Source organism: Actinoplanes sp. NPDC023936 (genome assembly GCF_040639325.1).
GTDB lineage: Bacteria > Actinomycetota > Actinomycetes > Mycobacteriales > Micromonosporaceae > Actinoplanes.
This window is the reverse complement of record NZ_JBEZZR010000021.1, coordinates 22309-38340: the sequence shown is the minus strand read 5'-3', so window position 1 is coordinate 38340 and position 16032 is coordinate 22309. Positions and strand designations below refer to the sequence as shown.

Sequence of the window (16032 nt, the reverse complement as noted above, 5' to 3'; positions counted from 1 at the left end):
GCTGGGCCGCGTGATCCGGCGGCCCCGGCGGGGTACCGGAGGACCTGTGCGAAAACTATTCGCTCCACTGCGGGGCCGGGACGTGTCGCTGCACGCGGCCGCCATCACGTTCTACGCCGGGATCGCGGTGGTGCCGATCGCGCTGCTGGCGGTCTGGCTCACCAGTCTGGTGGTGGGCCCGCAACGCGTACGGGATCTGACCGGCCGGACCATCACCGCCCTGCCGGACGAGATCGGAGCGCCGCAGGCGCTCGCGGCCCTGATCGACGCCGGGCTGAACCTGACGCCGATGCTCGCGCTCGCCAGCCTGCTGCCGGCCACCCTCTACGGCGAAGGGCTGCGCCGGGCCTTCGTCTCGCTGCGCCGCCCCGGTGAGGCACTGGTCGGCTGGCGTGGCCGGCTGCTCTGGCTGCCGCTGCTGGCCGCCGCGCCCGCGCTGCTGCTCGCGCTCTTCCTGGCGCTGCCGACGACAAGCGGTCTGTGGCTGCGGGGCGGCTGGTGGTCGGTGCTCGGCGTGGTGCTCTCGTTCCTCGCCACCTGGATCGTGCTCACCCCGGTGGTGATCTGGGTGTTCCGCTACGTGGCGCCGGGCCGGCCGCCGTGGCTCTCCACGATCGTGATCGGCTCGTTCACCGCGGCGAACCTCTCCGGGTTCCTGCACGGCGCCGTGCTGTTCTGCTCACTGCCGCTGGATCTCGGCGTCCCGTTCGGCGGTTTCACCGGGATCGGGGCGATGGTCGCGGTCGGCCTCTGGCTCTATCTCTTCCATGTCGTGTTACTGACCGGGTTTGCCGTGACACACACCGTCAAGACGTATTTAACGGACGAATCGCCGAGGGTGCCGGGCCTGTTCGCGCGGTAGTGTCGCTCGCCATGACCCCCCTTCCCGACCGCGCCGATGTGGTGATCATCGGCTCCGGGCACAACGGCCTGGTCTCGGCGATCCTGCTCGCCCGCGCCGGGCTCGACGTCATCGTGCTCGAGGCCGCCGGCGTGCTCGGCGGCGCCACCCGCACCGAGCACCCCTTCGCCAAGGTCCCCGGCCTCGGCCAGTCCACCGGGTCCTACCTGCTCGGCCTGATGCCGCCGGAGCTGCTGCGCACCCTCGACCTGACCATCCCGGTGCTGCGCCGGGACCCGCACTACTTCCTGCCGACGCCCGGGCCGGCCGGCTCGCCGTACCTGCTCTTCGGCCGCGACCCGGGCGACACCCGCGCCCAGCTGGAGACGTTCTTCTCGGCCCGGGACGCTGCGGCCGACGAGGCCCTCGCCGTCGAGATCGGCGCGCTGCGCGCCGATCTCGCGCCGGCCTGGCTGGAGGAGCCGGCGTCCGTCGAGGAGATCGCCGACCGCCACATCCGGCCGCAGCTCCAGAGCACCTTCCTCGATCTGGTACGGGGATCCGTGGCGTCCTACCTCGACCGGTTCGGCTTCTCCAGTGAGCTGCTGGTCAGCATGTACGCGGTCACCGACGGACTCTCCGGGCTGAACGCCGGCCCGGACGACCCCGGCACCGGCCACAACTTCCTGGTGCACAACATGTGCCGGCTGCCCGGCTCGGACGGCACCTGGATGATCGCGCAGGGCGGGATGGGCGCCGTCTCGCGGACCTTCGCGGACGCCGCACGAGCCGCCGGAGCCCGGATCCACACCGGCGCCCGGGTCAGCGCGGTGACCGTCGACGGCGGGGCCGCCAGCGGTGTGGTGCTCGCCGACGGGCGTCAGGTCGCCGCCCGTGTCGTGCTCGGGAGCTGTGACCCGTACCAATTGATGAATCTCGTCCCCGAAGGGGCGCTGCCCGCGGCGCTCACCGAGCGGATGACAGCGGTGCGGCGGACCGGCACGACGCTCAAGGTCAATCTGGCGCTGCGGGATCTGCCGGACTTCTCCTGCCTGCCGGCGGGGAGCCCGTCGCCGTTCGGGGCGACCATCCACCTGCTGCCGCACTCCGGCTCGCCGATGGCCTCGCTGCGCGCGATGTGGGCGGACGTGCAGGCCGGGCGGCTGCCGTCGGAGCCGACCATCGAGTGGTACGTGCACACCACCGTCGACCCGTCGTTGCAGGACCCGGCGGGGCATCACTCGTCGGCGCTGTTCGTGCAGTCGGTGCCGTTCGAGCCGGCCGGATCGTCGTGGGACGCCGAAATCAACGGATATGTCGAGAAATTGCTGGCGATTTGCGACCGCTATGCGCCGGGGACGTCGGATCTGGTCGTGGACGCCATGCCGCTCACCCCGCCGGGGATCGAGGAGCACTTCGGGATCACCGGCGGGCACATCCACCACGTCGACAACACCGTCGCGTTCGACCAGCGGATGCCGTACTTCACGGGTCTCGACGGCCTTTACGCGGGATCGGCGGGGGCGCACCCGGCCGGCAGCGTGATCGGCGCGGCGGGCCACAACGCGGCCCGCCGCATCCTGCGCGATCTCGCGGTCTAGGAGTTCTTCGACGCCCGGATCTTGTGGCCGACGCCGGTCAGGCACCGGCCGCTGGGCAGGTCGAACTTCCAGCCGTGCAGCTGGCAGGTCAGCACGTTGCCCTCGACGATGCCGAACCGGGACAGGTCGGCCTTGAGGTGCGGGCAGCGGCGCTGCACGGTCCAGTCGCCGAACTGGATGTCCTCGGCGTCGACCGCCTTCTCGTGCTCGTCGTACCAGCCCTCGGCGTACTGCAGGCGCTCCTCGGAGAGGCACTTGAAGAACGCGTAGACGAACTCGTTGTACTGCCCGATCCGGGCGGCCGAGAAGCGGCAGGAGAGGAAGAGCGAGTTCACCCAGTCGCCCTCGTCGATGAAGATGAGGTGCTCGATCAGCTCGCGCTGGGTGCGGAAGCGGTAGCGCACCTTCTCGTCGGCGTACGGCCGGACCTGCTTGCCCGGGAAGTCCACGACGATCGACTCGATCTCGTCGCCGTCGTAGGAGACCAGGTCGAACCGGACCGGGCCGCCGACGCCCTTGGCCAGGTAGATCGACTCCTCGAGCAGCGGCTCGATCCGCTTCTTGAGCTCGCCCAGCACGTCGATCTCCGGGTGCCGCCAGGACGCCTTCTCCGCCTCGATGATCGGGCGCTTGCGCTCCCGCATCTCCTCGAGGTGCTGCCGCTTGTTGGCGAAGAATTCGTCCACCGGCATCGGGTGCGTCGTCGACTGCTTCGTGCCGCCCTCGGTCAGCTCGGTCACGCTGCCCGGCAGCTGGACCACGGCGTTGGTGCCGCCGACCTTCGCGTACTCGGTCAGGAACACCGACTGGTCCGGGAAGATGTTGCCCTCGTCGCCGTGGATGTCGTTGAACTGCCACAGCTCGTCGTCGAGGAAGCACGGCGGGCCGGCGATCGGGAAGACGAAGTCGGCCTTCAGGTCGTCGATGTACCGCCAGGTGCGGTCGAACTGCCGCTCCCGCTTCTGCTTGCCGAACGCGGTCTTCGCGTTCTCCGGCAGCTCGTAGACCATCGGGTACCAGATCGCGCCGGAGAACTGCAGCATGTGCGCGTGCACGTGACCCAGCTCGTTGAAGCGGGACAGGTCGGCCGGGCGGGCGTCGTTCTGGTTCAGCACCCGGATCCCGTCGTGCTCCACCCAGAGCGAGGAGTCACCGATCGGGCCGTCGGTCGGGCTGATCAGGGCCTGGATCATGATCTTGAGGCCGCCGTCCAGCTCGTGCACCTCGTCGGACTTGGTCCGCAGGAAGCTGGTGAAACCCAGGTCGCGCAGCTCGTCCTCGAGCTGGCTGGTCGGGTACTCCGGCAGGAGAACCGTCGCCTTCTTGTTGATGAAGCGCTTCAGATGCTCCGCGTCGAAGTGGTCCCGGTGCAGGTGCGAGACGTACAGGTAGTCGACGTTCCCCAGGGTCTCCCAGTCGAGCAGAGAGTTGTCCGGGAACGGAAACCACGAGGCGAAGTACGCCGGGTTCACCCACGGATCGCACAGAATGCTGCCTGCGGCCGTGTCGATCCGCATGCTCGCGTGTCCGGTGCCGGTGATCCGCACTTGTCGCTCCTTCGCTCGGCGGTGTCGCTCTTTTGCCGCCATCGAAAGTACAGCCGGGTTGCCCGGCCCCGCCCGGCGACCCCGTGACACACTGAGATCGTCTCGACATCGCACGACTTGGAGGAGCCACCGTGGCTGCCGAGGAACACCACGAAGAGGTCTACGCACCGGACCAGCTCAAGCCGGGCAACCGCAAGCGGGCCCAGAAGGGCGCGATCATCTCGGCGGTCATCCTGCTGCTCTTCTTCTGGGGCAACCAGCAGGGCAACACCGAGAAGGTGTGGCTCGTGCTGCTCGCGGTCGGCCTCATCGTCGTCATCGCCGGCGACGCGGTGCTGCGCAAGATCGGCCTGCGGCCCAACGACCAGTAAGGTCCCGCACACGAGAAAAGGGGGCCCGGCGGGCCCCCTTATTCGTGCTCGGCTCACCGCCGGCGCAGCAGGATGTCCTTCACCTCACGCAGCGCGGCGTCGACCTCGGCCTCGAAGTAGCCGTTCGGCACCAGGCCGAACTGCAGCATGTCCAGGTCGTTCTCGTTCACCGGCATCGGGCCGCGGCCGGTCATCGCCTGCAGGATGCCCTCGAACAACCGGTCCACCTGCATCGGGTCGTAGCCACTGCCGAACCGGCGCGGCTGGAACGTCCGGCGCAGCTGGTCCACCCGGTGCAGCTCGCCGCCCGGCTCGCCCACCGGCGGACCGAACTGCTGCTGCGGCGGGCCGAACTGCTGCTGCGGCGGTCCACTCATCGGCGCGCCCGCGGGCATCGGGGAGCCGGGCATCGCGTTCGGCATCTGCGGCGCGCCGTAGCCGCCGCGCGGGTCGCGCTCGGGCATCCGGATCTCGGCCGTCATGTCGGCCTTGCCGTGCCGGCCCGGCTCGAAGCCGTCGTACCCGCCCTGTTCGAAGCCGCCCTGGTCGTAACCACCCTGGTCGTATCCGCCCTGGTCGTAACGGGTGGGCTGGTCGTAACCGCCCTGGTCGTAACCGGGCGGCGGGCCCTGGCGCTGCGGAGGCTGCTGGCCGTAACCGGTGGGCTCGTCGTACCGCCCGTAGGGGTCGGGCTGGGGCATCTGCTGCTGGCGCTGCGGCATCTGCGGGGGCATCTGCGGCGGCATCATGCGGTCGTCACGCACCGGAGCGGGCAGGCGCTCGGTCGGCGGCGCCATCCGGGCCGCGGCCGGGTTCATCCCCGGGCCACCGCCGGGCATCCCCGGGCCACCGGGCATCCCCGGGCCCTGCGGACCGCCGGGCGGCAGCTGACCCATCCCGCCCGGGCCCGGGCCGAACTGGCCCTGGCCGCCCATGCCCTGGGGGCCACCGCCACCCATCATGCCCGGCGGGGGGCCCTGCGGCGGCGCCTGCGGGACCGCGGAGAGGCCGCCGCGCATCGAGTCACGCAGCGGGTCCGGAGCGGGACGGCCACCGCGCTCCTCGAACTCGGCGAGCTGGCGCTCCACCCGGTCCAGGTGCAGGTCGACCTGCCACTCGTCGTAACCGCCGAAGCGCACCCGGAAGACGACGTCGTGCACCTCTTGTGCACCGACCGGCGGGCCGACCTGCTCGCCCGCCAGGGTCGCCTCGACCCGGTCCAGGAAAGCGTCGACCTCGTCGACCTTGTAACCACGCCGTAGCGCACGCCGCCGGAAACGCTGCCCCTGACTCGTCACAACGTCTCCCACTCCGTTTGCTGGGACCTGCGCCCAGTCACTGTGCCACCTCCGCGTCGGCTGCGGCGCCCCCTGCGCTCGCTTGCGTCAGCTCGCCCGCAGCCAGTTGGCCGCATGCGCCGTCGATCTCCTGGCCCCGGGTGTCGCGCACGGTGGTCGACACACCGGCCTCGCGCAGCCGGCGGACGAACTCACGCTCGACCGGTTTGGGGCTGGCATCCCACTTGCTCCCCGGGGTCGGGTTGAGCGGGATGAGATTCACATGGGCCAGCTTGCCGCTCAGAAGTTTGCCGAGCAGGTCGGCACGCCACGGCTGATCGTTTACGTCCCTGATCAGGGCGTATTCGATGGACACCCGGCGGCCGGTCTGTGCCGCGTAGTCAAACGCGGCGTCGAGCACCTCGGCGACCTTCCAACGCTGGTTGACGGGCACAAGCTCATCGCGCAGATCATCATCGGGGGCGTGCAGTGACAACGCAAGAGTCACCGAGAGCTGTTCGGCTATCAACCGGCGCATCGCGGGCACCAAACCCACCGTGGACACCGTGATGTGCCGTTGTGACAGGCCCAGGCCCTCCGGCGCCGGCGACGTCAGGCGCCGGACCGCCTCGATGACCCGCGGATAGTTCGCCAGCGGCTCGCCCATGCCCATGAACACGACGCGGGACAACCGCGGCGGCGAACCGGTGACCGCACCGGACGCCGCGACGCCGGCCAGATAGACCACCTGGTCCACGATCTCGGCGATCGACAGGTTGCGGGTGAGGCCCTGCTGGCCGGTCGCGCAGAACGGGCACGCCATGCCGCAGCCGGCCTGGCTCGAGACGCAAGCCGTGACCCGGTCGGGGTAACCCATCAGAACGCTCTCCACCAGAGCGCCGTCGTGCAGCCGCCACAGCGTCTTGCGGGTCGCGCCGTCGTCGCAGGCCTGCTCCCGGATCGGGGTGAGCAGTTGCGGGAAGAGCTCGGCGGTGAGCCGGTCACGGGACGCCGCCGGCAGGTCGGTCATCGCCGCGGAGTCACGCACCAGGCGGCCGAAGTAGTGGGTGGAGAGCTGCTTGGCGCGGAAGGCCGGCTCGCCCAGGCTCGCGACCGCGCTCTTGCGGGCGGCGAGGTCCATGTCGGCGAGGTGCTTCGGCGGCATGGTGGGGCGGCGACGGGTGCTCACCGCGTCGGGCTGGTCTGGACTGATCGGGATGACCGGAAGAATCGTCATGGCGTATCCAGTCTCCCACGCCCGTCGAATCGCTCCCCCATAGCTGGCTCGGCCTTCACCGGGTCAGCTCGGCAAGATGATCGAAAAGAGGAGGTACGCCGTCGGAACGGCGAACAGGATGGAGTCCAACCGGTCCATCAGTCCGCCGTGCCCCGGAAGCAGGTTGCTCATGTCCTTGATACCGAGGTCGCGCTTGAGCATCGACTCGGCGAGGTCACCGAGCACCGCCACCACCGAGATCGCCGCGCCGAACAGCAGACCCCAGTAGACCGGCACGTCCAGCAGGAAGAAGAGCAGGGCGCCGCTGCCGATCGCCGCCGCCGTCACCGAGCCGGCGAAACCCTCCCACGACTTCTTCGGGCTGATCTTCGGGGCCATCGGGTGCTGGCCGAGGAAGACGCCCGCCGCGTACCCGCCGGTGTCCGAGAGCACGACCGCCACCAGGGTGCAGATCACCCGGAAGGCGCCGTCGTCCGGCTGCACCAGCATCGCCGCGAAGCTCAGCAGGAACGGCACGTAGACCGCGGTCAGCACGGTCGCGGTGAAGTCGCGCCGGACCGCCCGGACACCGTCGGCGAGGCTCCACAGCGAAGCCGCCCCGATCGTCACGATCAGGCCGACGAGCAGGGCGTCGGGTCCCTCGTACCACGCGAGGCCGGTCATCAGCGCGGAGCCCGCGACCAGCGGGACCAGCGGGACCTTGGCGCCCGCGCCGGTCAGCGCCTTGCTCATCTCCCAGACGCCGACCCCGGCCGCGGCGACCAGCACGGCGAGCAACGCCCGCCGCTCGATCAGCAGGGAGGCGAGAACGAGCAGGCCGAGGGTGACGCCGACCCCGATGGCCGCCGGCAGGTTCCGGCCGGCGCGGCTCTTGCCGCCCTTCTGCCCCCGGCCCGCGCGGCGGCGGCCCTTGGCGCCCCGGGGAGCGACCGGCTGCTCGGTGATGGGCAGCTCCTCGATCGAGGCGTCCAGCTGCTCCTCGGGCTGCTCCTCGAGCTGCTGTTCCGGCTTCTGTTCCGACTGCCATCCCTGGCTGGTGGCCGGCGGCCACGCGGGCGGCGTGTGCTCCTGCGGGGGCCACGGCGGGGGCGCCGGCTGGGAGTGGCGCGAGTACGGCGCCGGCACGTTGGTGTCGTCGCCGGGCGCTCGGCCGGCACGCGGATCGAGGTACGACATCAGAGCTCGAGCGACCCCGTCTTGCGCAGATTCAAAGCCATCCCCTACGTGCCGTCGCCTGTTGTTCTCCCCCCGGACAGGAGTCGGACCCGAGCCTACTGCACAGCAAAAGGGTTAACAGTGGGGCCGAGCGGTGGTTTGTTCCGTACACACGAAAGCCCGGCCTGGCGCACAAAGACACAAGACCGGGCAGACGTACGGGCGGAAGTCAGACCTCGAGAAGCTCGGCTTCCTTGTGCTTGAGCAGTTCGTCGACGACCGCGACGTACTTGTGGGTCAGGTCGTCGAGTTCCTTCTCGGCGCGCCGCCCCTCGTCCTCGCCGGTGTCGCCGTCCTTGACCATCTTGTCCAGCTGGTCCTTGGCCTTGCGCCGGATGTTGCGGATCGCGACCCGGCTGTCCTCGGCCTTGCCGCGCGCCACCTTGATCATCTCGCGGCGCCGCTCCTCCGTCATCTGCGGAAGATGGATGCGCAGCTGAGTGCCCTCGTTGTTGGGGTTGACACCGAGGTCGGAGTCACGGATGGCCCGCTCGATCGGGCCCAGCTGCGACGCGTCGTACGGCTTGACGATCACCATGCGGGGCTCCGGCACGCCGACCGACGCCATCTGGGTGACCGGCGTGGGCGCGCCGTAGTAGTCCACCAGGATCTTCGAGAACATCGCCGGGGTGGCCCGGCCGGTACGGATGGCGGCGAACTCCTCCTTGGCGTGCTCGACCGCGCTGTCCATCTTCTCCTCGGCCTCGAAGAGGGTTTCCTCGATCACCGGCTCTTCTCGCCTCCTCGCTGTCTTCGGTGGTGCGGGATGTGGGGACGTGCGCACACGCTCACGCGGTGATGAGGGTGCCGATCCGCTCGCCCGCGCACGCGCGCACGATGGTGTCGTCACCCTCGGCGCCGAAGACCAGCATCGGCAGCTTGTTCTCCTCGCAGAGGCTGAAGGCCGCCTGGTCGGCGACCCGCAGGCCACGCTGCAGGAGCTCCTGGAACGTGATGTTCTCCAGCTTCTGAGCGGTCGGGTCGACCCGCGGGTCGGCGGTGTAGACACCGTCGACGCCGTTCTTGCTCATCAGCACCATGTCGGCGTGGATCTCCAGCGCGCGCTGGGCGGTCACCGTGTCGGTGGAGAAGTACGGCATGCCGGCGCCGGCGCCGAAGATCACGACCCGGCCCTTCTCCAGGTGCCGGATCGCGCGCAGCGGGATGTACGGCTCGGCGACCTGGGCCATCGTGATCGCGGTCTGCACCCGCGTCTCGATGCCCTCCTTCTCCAGGAAGTCCTGGAGCGCCAGGCAGTTCATCACCGTGCCCAGCATGCCCATGTAGTCCGCCCGGTTCCGGTCCATGCCGCGCTTCTGCAGCTCGGCGCCGCGGAAGAAGTTGCCGCCGCCGACCACCACGGCCACCTGGATACCGCGCCGGTTCACCGTCGCGATCTGCCGCGCCAGCGCCTGCACGACGTCGGGGTCGACGCCGACCGCGCCGCCGCCGAACACCTCGCCGGAGAGCTTGAGCACGACCCGCCGCGGCCGCATGGCCGGCGGGTTCTCGTCGACCGTGGCGGACTGCTCGGTCAGCATCGTCATGAGACCCGCCTTCCCTTCAGTTTCTGCAAGAGACCTTATGCGACTGGGAGGCCGGTCGCTGAATCGCGTACCCGACCTCCCGATGCCATCGAGGGTTGTTCAGGGCCTGCCGTGAGTGGCACCACGCCGCAGATCAGCACCCTGATCTCCACCGCCCTGAACAATCCTCGTCTTCGCGGAGCCTTACTCCTGGCCGACCTCGTACCGGACGAACCGGGTGACCTCGATGCCGACCTCGCTGAGGACCTGCTTGACGGTCTTCTTGTTGTCGGTGACCGAGGCCTGCTCGAGCAGGACGAAGTCCTTGAAGAAGGAGTTCACCCGGCCCTCGACGATCTTCGGCAGGGCCTGCTCGGGCTTGCCCTCCTCGCGAGCGGTCTGCTCGGCGACGCGGCGCTCGGTCTCGACGACCTCGGCCGGCACCTCCTCGCGGGTGAGGTACTTCGGGCGCATCGCGGCGATCTGCATGCCGATGCCGCGGGCGTCCGCGTCAGCGGCCTCGTCCGACTTGCCGGTGTACTCCACCAGGACGCCGACCTGCGGCGGGAGGTCCTGCGCCTTGCGGTGCAGGTAGACCGCGACGGTGCCGTCGACGATCGTGAAGCGGTTCAGGACGATCTTCTCGCCGATCTTGGCGGAGTACTCCTGGATGGTGTCGGCAACGGTCTTGCCGTCCAGCTCGGCGGCGAGCAGGCCCGCGGCGTCCGCGACCTTGTTCTCCTCGCCGAGCTTGACCAGGCGGTCGCCGAGGGCGACGAAGTCCGGGGTCTTGGCGACGAAGTCGGTCTCGCAGTTCAGCTCGAGCAGAGCCTTGCCGGAGTGGGCGACGATGCCGTTGGCGGCGGTGCGGCCGGCGCGCTTGCCGACGTCCTTGGCGCCCTTGATGCGCAGGAACTCGACGGCCTTGTCGAAGTCGCCGTCCGCCTCGTCGAGCGCCTTCTTGCAGTCCATCATGCCGGCACCGGTGAGGTCGCGGAGCTTCTTGACGTCCGCGGCGGTGAAGTTAGCCATGACTCTTCTCTCGATGTCAGTTCGGAACTCGGCCGCCGCCGCTGCTCTCGCGGCGACGGCGGCCGAAACGCACCTGGGACTGAGCCGAATTACTCGGCGGGGACGGCCGCGACGGGCTCGGCCGGCTTCTCAGCGGCCTGCTCGGCGGGGACGTCCGCAGCCTGCTCGGCCGGCTTCTCAGCAGCCTGCTCGGCCGGCTTCTCAGCGGCCTGCTCGGCGGGGGCGTCCGCAGCCTTCTTCTCAGCGCCCTCGTAGAGGTCACGCTCCCACTCGGGCAGCGGCTCGCCGGCGGCGACGGTGCCGGCCTCGGGCTTCTCGTCGGCGTTGTTGTTGCGGCCCCGGCCGGAGCGGGCGATCAGACCGTCGGCAACCGCGGCGGCGATGACCTTGGTCAGCAGCTCGGCGGAGCGGATCGCGTCGTCGTTGCCCGGGATCGGGAAGTCGACCTCGTCCGGGTCACAGTTGGTGTCCAGCACCGCGATGACCGGGATGCCCAGCTTGCGAGCCTCGTCGACCGCGATGTGCTCCTTCTTGGTGTCCACGACCCAGATCGCCGACGGCGTCTTGGTCATGTCACGCAGACCACCGAGGGTCTTGGTGAGCTTGGTCTTCTCGCGGTACAGCTGGAGGGTCTCCTTCTTGGTGTAACCGGCGGCCGTGCCGGTCAGGTCACCGAGAGCCTCGAGCTCCTTCATGCGCTGCAGGCGCTTGTACACCGTCTGGAAGTTGGTCAGCATGCCGCCGAGCCAGCGGTGGTTCACGTACGGCTGGCCGACCCGGGTCGCCTGCTCGGCGATGGCCTCCTGCGCCTGCTTCTTGGTGCCGACGAAGAGGATGTGGCCACCCTCGGCGACGGTGTCCCGAACGTACGCGTAGGCCTTCTCGATGTAGTCGAGGGTCTGGCGCAGGTCGATGATGTAGATACCGTTGCGCTCGGTGAAGATGAAGCGCTTCATCTTCGGGTTCCAGCGCCGGGTCTGGTGCCCGAAGTGGACACCGCTTTCCAGCAGCTGACGCATGGTCACGACGGCCATGGTGTTACTCCCTGGTCTCCCTGGTTGTCACGCTCACCGGCGGCAAGCGTCCTGGCGCCCGGTCGGCGGCCACAGTCGGACCCGGGATGATCGGGACCAGGGAGGGCCGTCGCCGGCGGCCGCCATCACTGGATGATCCAGCGAACGACACGGCCGGAGGGCGCGCGAGGTCGACCGCACGAGGCGGTCGCCGTCGACAAGCATACGCCAACCGGCGGGACGACCTGGTTCGCCCTCGATCAGGGGACCGCGCGGCGGGCCGATCACGCCGGCGACCGGTCAGGCGACCGCCAGACCGGCGGCCAGGAGCAAGATCAAACCCCCGGGGAGGTACGCCAGTGGGGCGCGCAGCCACGCGTCCCGGCTCGGCGCCCCGCCTCCCGCGGCGAACAGCCCGATGGCGGTGAGCGGCAGCCCCAGCGTGAGCAGGACCGCCGGCACGATCCCCCGGGCGTCCGGGTCCGAGGCGAAGGTCACGGTGAGTAGTAGCCGGAGGGCCGGCAGGAGCAGCACCGCGGCCACCGCGGTCAGCACGACCGACGAGATCGGGCGGCGGGTGCGGTACACCCCGTCAGCCGATCGGGCGGCCACCGGCGGGACCAGGGCGGTCGGCTCGGCGATCGCCGGGGCCGGGGTAGAGGCCGGGCCTGCGGTGGAGACCGGGGCGGGGGCTGAGATCGGGGCGGGGGTTGAGATCGGGGCCGGCGCCGGCCCCTGCATCGGCGGCGGCTCGGCGGCGGGCGTCGCCGAGGCCGGCCGCACCGGCGGGTACTCCGGGCCGCGGATCGGGATGCTCAGCGCCTCCCGGTCCCGCTGCTCGGGCACGGATCGGTTGCGGACCCCGGAGTCGTAGGGGCTGTCGGCGAGCGAATGGGACCCGGACGTCTCCGGGTCGGCGGCGTACCGGCGACCGGTGTACCAGCTGGGCTCGGATTCGTCGGCGTAACGATGTTCCACGTCATCGCACGGTAGGTGACCAACCGGACGCGGGCCATCCCCCGCCACATAACAGACCGGAACGGGTACCGGCCGAAATCCACACCGGCGCCCCGTCCACAGGGCCCGGAACAGCCCGGCCGCCGCCGTGCCACGGTCCGCCGCATGACGACTCAGCGACGAGCGGTCGGCGCCTACGGCGAACGACTCGCGGCCCGGCACCTGCAGGACAGCGGCCTCGTGCTGCTGGACCGCAACTGGCGCTGCCCGGACGGCGAGGTGGACCTGATCCTGCGGGACGGCGACGACGTGGTCTTCTGCGAGGTGAAGACGCGGCGCACGGCGACCTTCGGTCCGCCGGCCGCCGCGATCAGCGGACGGAAGGTGCGCAAGCTGCGGCTCCTGGCCGCGCGATGGCTGGCCGAGACCGGGGTACGCCCCAAGCAGGTCCGCTTCGACGTGGTGGAGGTCCTCCCGCAGCTCCGCGGCGCCGCCCGGGTCGTGCACATCCGGTCGGCGTTCTGATGAGCTACGCGCGCGTGCTCTGCGCCGGCCTGGTCGGCGTGACGGGCCACCTGGTCGAGGTGGAGGCGGACCTCTCCAACGGGCTGCCCGCCCTGGTGCTCACCGGCCTGCCGGACACCGCGCTGCACGAGGCACGCGACCGGGTGCGGGCCGCCGTGCTCAACTCCGGCCGGGAGTGGCCCAACCGGCGGATCACGGTGAACCTGCTCCCGGCCGGCCTGCCCAAACACGGCAGCGGCTTCGACCTGGCGATCGCCGCGGCGCTGCTGGCCGGCGCCGGCGAGCTCCCACCGGCCCGGCTGGCCGGTGTCGCGCTCCTCGGCGAGCTCGGCCTGGACGGCACGGTCCGCCCGGTGCGCGGCGTCCTGCCGATGGTGGCCGCCGCCGCCCGGGCCGGCGTGACCCGGGTGATCGTGCCGCTGGACAACGCCCACGAGGCGTCGGTGGTCCCCGGCGTGACGGTCCGCGCCATCGACTCCCTGCACCGGCTCGTCGACTTCGTACAGGGAAACGCTCCCCTGCTCGACCCACCACCACCCCCGGCGAAGGCGGATGACCGGCAGCCCGACCTGGCCGAGGTCTCCGGCCAGCTGACCGCGCGGTACGCACTGGAGATCGCCGCGGCCGGCGGCCACCACCTGGCGTTGATCGGCCCGCCCGGCGCGGGGAAGACGATGCTCGCCGAACGCCTGCCGTCGATCCTGCCGGAATTGGACGACGACGCGGCCCTCGAAGTCACCGCCCTGCAGTCGATCGCCGGTGTGCTGCCTCCCGGCTCCGGCCTGGTCCGCCGCCCGCCGTTCCAGGCGCCTCACCACAGCGCCAGCATGGCGTCCCTGGTGGGAGGCGGATCCGCCCTGATCCGCCCGGGCGCGATGTCGCTGGCGCACCGCGGCGTGCTCTTCCTGGACGAGGTGTCCGAGATGCCACGCCATGTCCTGCAGGCGCTGCGACAGCCGCTGGAGAGCGGCCGGGTCGTGCTGTCCCGGGCACGCGGCATCGTCGAGTACCCGGCGCGCGTCCAGCTCGTCGTCGCGGCGAATCCGTGTCCGTGCGCGTCTCCCGCCGGCGACGAGCACTGCCAGTGCCCGCCTCCGGTCCGGCGGCGCTACCAGAGCAGGCTCTCCGGTCCGCTGATGGACCGGATCGACATCCGCATCGCGATGCTGCCGCTGCGTTCGGTCCACCTGGAGGCCACGCACGAGCCGGCCGAGTCGTCGGCCGCGGTGGGCTCCCGGGTGGCCCGGGCCCGCATCGCCGCAGTCGAACGCTGGGCCCCGGACGGCTGGCGGTGCAACGGCGAAGTGCCCGGCTCACACCTGCGCCGGCCACCGTGGCGCCTCCCGTCACCGGACACCCGCATTCTGCGCCGCGCTCTCGACCGGGGCACGGTGTCGGCGCGCGGCTTCGACCGGGTGCTGCGGATCGCGTGGACGATCGCCGACCTGGACGCCCGCGACCGGCCCACCGAGAGCGACGTGGCGGAGGCGTTCCAGATGCGCATGGGCGAGACCCGGAAGACGGAGGGCCGCCCGCCCACACAGAACGGAGACCACGATGACGACGAGCCCTGACCCCGAAGCCGGCGGGGACCCGGCGGGCGGCGGCCTCCCGGGTTCCTCGGCGAGCCGGGATGCGGACCGGATCGCCCGGGTGGCGCTCACCTGGCTGGTGGAGCCGGGGAACCGGGCCGTCTGGGGGCTGGTTCAGCGGGGCGGCGCGGTGGGCACGCTGGATCGGCTGCTTCGCGGGGATCTGCCGGACGGGCGGTTGCGGGCCGCCGCCGCCGCGCGGGCCGCGGCCGGGGACGCCCGGCGGTTCGCCGAGTCGGCGCTCCGGCGCGGGGAGAAGCTCGGCGCGCGGCTCGTGGTGCCGTCGGATCCGGAGTGGCCGGGGCGGGTGGCGGACCTGGCGCGGCTGGAACTGCGCACCGGCGGGCGGGTCAATCAGGACACCCGGCCGCCGCTGTGCTTCTGGGTGCGCGGCGGGATGCCGCTGGACGAGGCGTTCGGGCGGTCGGTGGCGGTCGTCGGGGCGCGGGCGGCCACCGGGTACGGCACCCATGTCGCGGGCGAGATGGCGTATGCGCTCGCGGACCGGGGCTGGACCGTGGTGTCGGGTGGCGCGTTCGGCATCGACGCGGCGGCGCATCGGGGTGCGCTGGCGGCCGGGGGCCGTACCGTCACGGTTCTCGCCTGTGGGGTGGAACGGCCCTATCCGGCGGGCAACGCGGCGTTGTTCGAACGGATCGTGGAACGTGGGCTGATCGTGAGCGAGTGGCCGCTCGGCGCGGAGCCGCTGCGGCACCGGTTCCTGATCCGCAACCGGGTGATCGCGGCGGCGACCGCCGGGACCGTCGTGGTGGAGGCGGCCGCCCGCAGCGGCGCCACTCAGACGATGAGCCGGGTGCTGGCCCTGAGCCGGCCGGCGCTGGTGGTGCCGGGACCGGTGACCTCGGCGATGTCGGTGGGCTGTCACGCGATCCTGCGCGGCAACCCGTACGCCCGGCTGGTCACGTCCGCCGAGGACGTGCTCGAGGAGGTCGGGCGGATCGGCGAGTACCTGAGCGAGCGGCCGCGCGGCCCGGATCACCGGCGGGACGCGCTGGACGAGGAGTCGGCACTCGTCCTGGAGGCGGTGCCCCGGCGCGGGGCGTCCACTCCGGAGGAGCTCGCGGCGGCCGCCGGACTGGACCTGCGGACGGTGCTGCGGCGGCTCTCGCTTCTCGAGCTCGCCGGCCTCGTGGTCCGGAAGGAGGATGGCATCGTGCTAGCCCTTGACGCCAGGTAAAGCCCCGCAGGAGTGATTCTTCGAAAGCGGTTCTCGCCGCGTCACCGCACGGCTTCGGCCGGCCCGCCCCCGTGCCGGCGGTCACCTCTCGACCGTACGC

General features: G+C 71.1%; 15 protein-coding genes. 6 read left to right on the top strand and 9 right to left on the bottom strand.

The window, feature by feature from the left end; translation table 11 throughout:
• The first annotated feature begins 46 nt into the window (after window positions 1-46).
• Both AB0F72_RS25160 and AB0F72_RS25155 read left to right on the top strand, forming a co-directional pair.
• Window positions 47-862: a YhjD/YihY/BrkB family envelope integrity protein gene (locus AB0F72_RS25160; RefSeq protein WP_360435671.1), complete on the top strand. Its 816-nt coding sequence runs from the start codon at window positions 47-49 to the stop codon at window positions 860-862.
• Between the two features lie 11 nt (window positions 863-873).
• Window positions 874-2442 carry an NAD(P)/FAD-dependent oxidoreductase gene (locus AB0F72_RS25155; RefSeq protein WP_360435669.1) on the top strand — a complete coding sequence of 523 codons (1569 nt, stop codon included), beginning with the start codon at window positions 874-876 and terminating at the stop codon, window positions 2440-2442.
• On the opposite strand, the gene AB0F72_RS25150 is transcribed toward AB0F72_RS25155, so the two are convergent.
• Window positions 2439-3989, bottom strand: a complete 1551-nt coding sequence (locus AB0F72_RS25150; RefSeq protein ID WP_360435667.1) for a Rieske 2Fe-2S domain-containing protein — start codon at window positions 3987-3989, stop codon at window positions 2439-2441. The genes AB0F72_RS25155 and AB0F72_RS25150 overlap by 4 nt on opposite strands.
• 131 nt (window positions 3990-4120) lie before the next feature.
• Here AB0F72_RS25150 and AB0F72_RS25145 point away from each other — a divergent pair, with 131 nt between their 5' ends.
• Entirely contained in the window at window positions 4121-4360 is a 240-nt protein-coding gene (locus tag AB0F72_RS25145) for a DUF2631 domain-containing protein (protein WP_360435665.1), read from the top strand.
• A gap of 53 nt (window positions 4361-4413) precedes the next feature.
• Here the strand turns inward: AB0F72_RS25145 and AB0F72_RS25140 are convergent, their stop codons facing one another.
• The 8 genes from AB0F72_RS25140 to AB0F72_RS25105 all read right to left on the bottom strand — a co-directional run bounded on the left by AB0F72_RS25140 (window position 4414) and on the right by AB0F72_RS25105 (window position 12638).
• A complete protein-coding gene (locus AB0F72_RS25140) occupies window positions 4414-5658 on the bottom strand; it encodes a DivIVA domain-containing protein (protein WP_360435663.1) in 1245 nt (414 codons plus the stop codon).
• A gap of 37 nt (window positions 5659-5695) precedes the next feature.
• A complete protein-coding gene (gene rlmN / locus AB0F72_RS25135; protein WP_360435661.1) occupies window positions 5696-6874 on the bottom strand; it encodes a 23S rRNA (adenine(2503)-C(2))-methyltransferase RlmN in 1179 nt (392 codons plus the stop codon).
• A 63-nt stretch (window positions 6875-6937) separates the two neighbouring features.
• A complete protein-coding gene (locus AB0F72_RS25130) occupies window positions 6938-8050 on the bottom strand; it encodes a phosphatidate cytidylyltransferase (RefSeq protein WP_360435659.1) in 1113 nt (370 codons plus the stop codon).
• Window positions 8051-8258: 208 nt separating this feature from the next.
• A complete protein-coding gene (gene frr, locus AB0F72_RS25125; RefSeq protein WP_360435657.1) occupies window positions 8259-8816 on the bottom strand; it encodes a ribosome recycling factor in 558 nt (185 codons plus the stop codon).
• Window positions 8817-8877: 61 nt separating this feature from the next.
• Entirely contained in the window at window positions 8878-9630 is a 753-nt protein-coding gene (gene pyrH, locus AB0F72_RS25120; RefSeq protein ID WP_360435856.1) for a UMP kinase, read from the bottom strand.
• Between the two features lie 189 nt (window positions 9631-9819).
• Entirely contained in the window at window positions 9820-10647 is an 828-nt protein-coding gene (tsf, locus tag AB0F72_RS25115) for a translation elongation factor Ts (protein WP_360435655.1), read from the bottom strand.
• An 89-nt stretch (window positions 10648-10736) separates the two neighbouring features.
• Window positions 10737-11681: a 30S ribosomal protein S2 gene (gene rpsB / locus AB0F72_RS25110; protein WP_360435653.1), complete on the bottom strand. Its 945-nt coding sequence runs from the start codon at window positions 11679-11681 to the stop codon at window positions 10737-10739.
• A gap of 279 nt (window positions 11682-11960) precedes the next feature.
• Entirely contained in the window at window positions 11961-12638 is a 678-nt protein-coding gene (locus AB0F72_RS25105; protein WP_360435651.1) for a hypothetical protein, read from the bottom strand.
• 144 nt (window positions 12639-12782) lie between these two features.
• Here AB0F72_RS25105 and AB0F72_RS25100 point away from each other — a divergent pair, with 144 nt between their 5' ends.
• Genes AB0F72_RS25100 through AB0F72_RS25090 form a run of 3 tightly spaced genes read left to right on the top strand, consistent with a single transcriptional unit; the run spans window position 12783 to window position 15932 of the window.
• Window positions 12783-13142, top strand: a complete 360-nt coding sequence (locus AB0F72_RS25100) for a YraN family protein (RefSeq protein WP_360435649.1) — start codon at window positions 12783-12785, stop codon at window positions 13140-13142.
• Window positions 13142-14716 (top strand): YifB family Mg chelatase-like AAA ATPase, encoded by a 1575-nt coding sequence (locus AB0F72_RS25095; RefSeq protein ID WP_360435647.1) that lies wholly within the window; start codon window positions 13142-13144, stop codon window positions 14714-14716. The genes AB0F72_RS25100 and AB0F72_RS25095 overlap by 1 nt, the downstream gene beginning before the upstream one ends.
• A complete protein-coding gene (locus AB0F72_RS25090) occupies window positions 14700-15932 on the top strand; it encodes a DNA-protecting protein DprA (protein ID WP_360435645.1) in 1233 nt (410 codons plus the stop codon). Before AB0F72_RS25095 ends, AB0F72_RS25090 begins: the two co-directional genes overlap by 17 nt.
• Window positions 15933-16032: the final 100 nt, after the last annotated feature.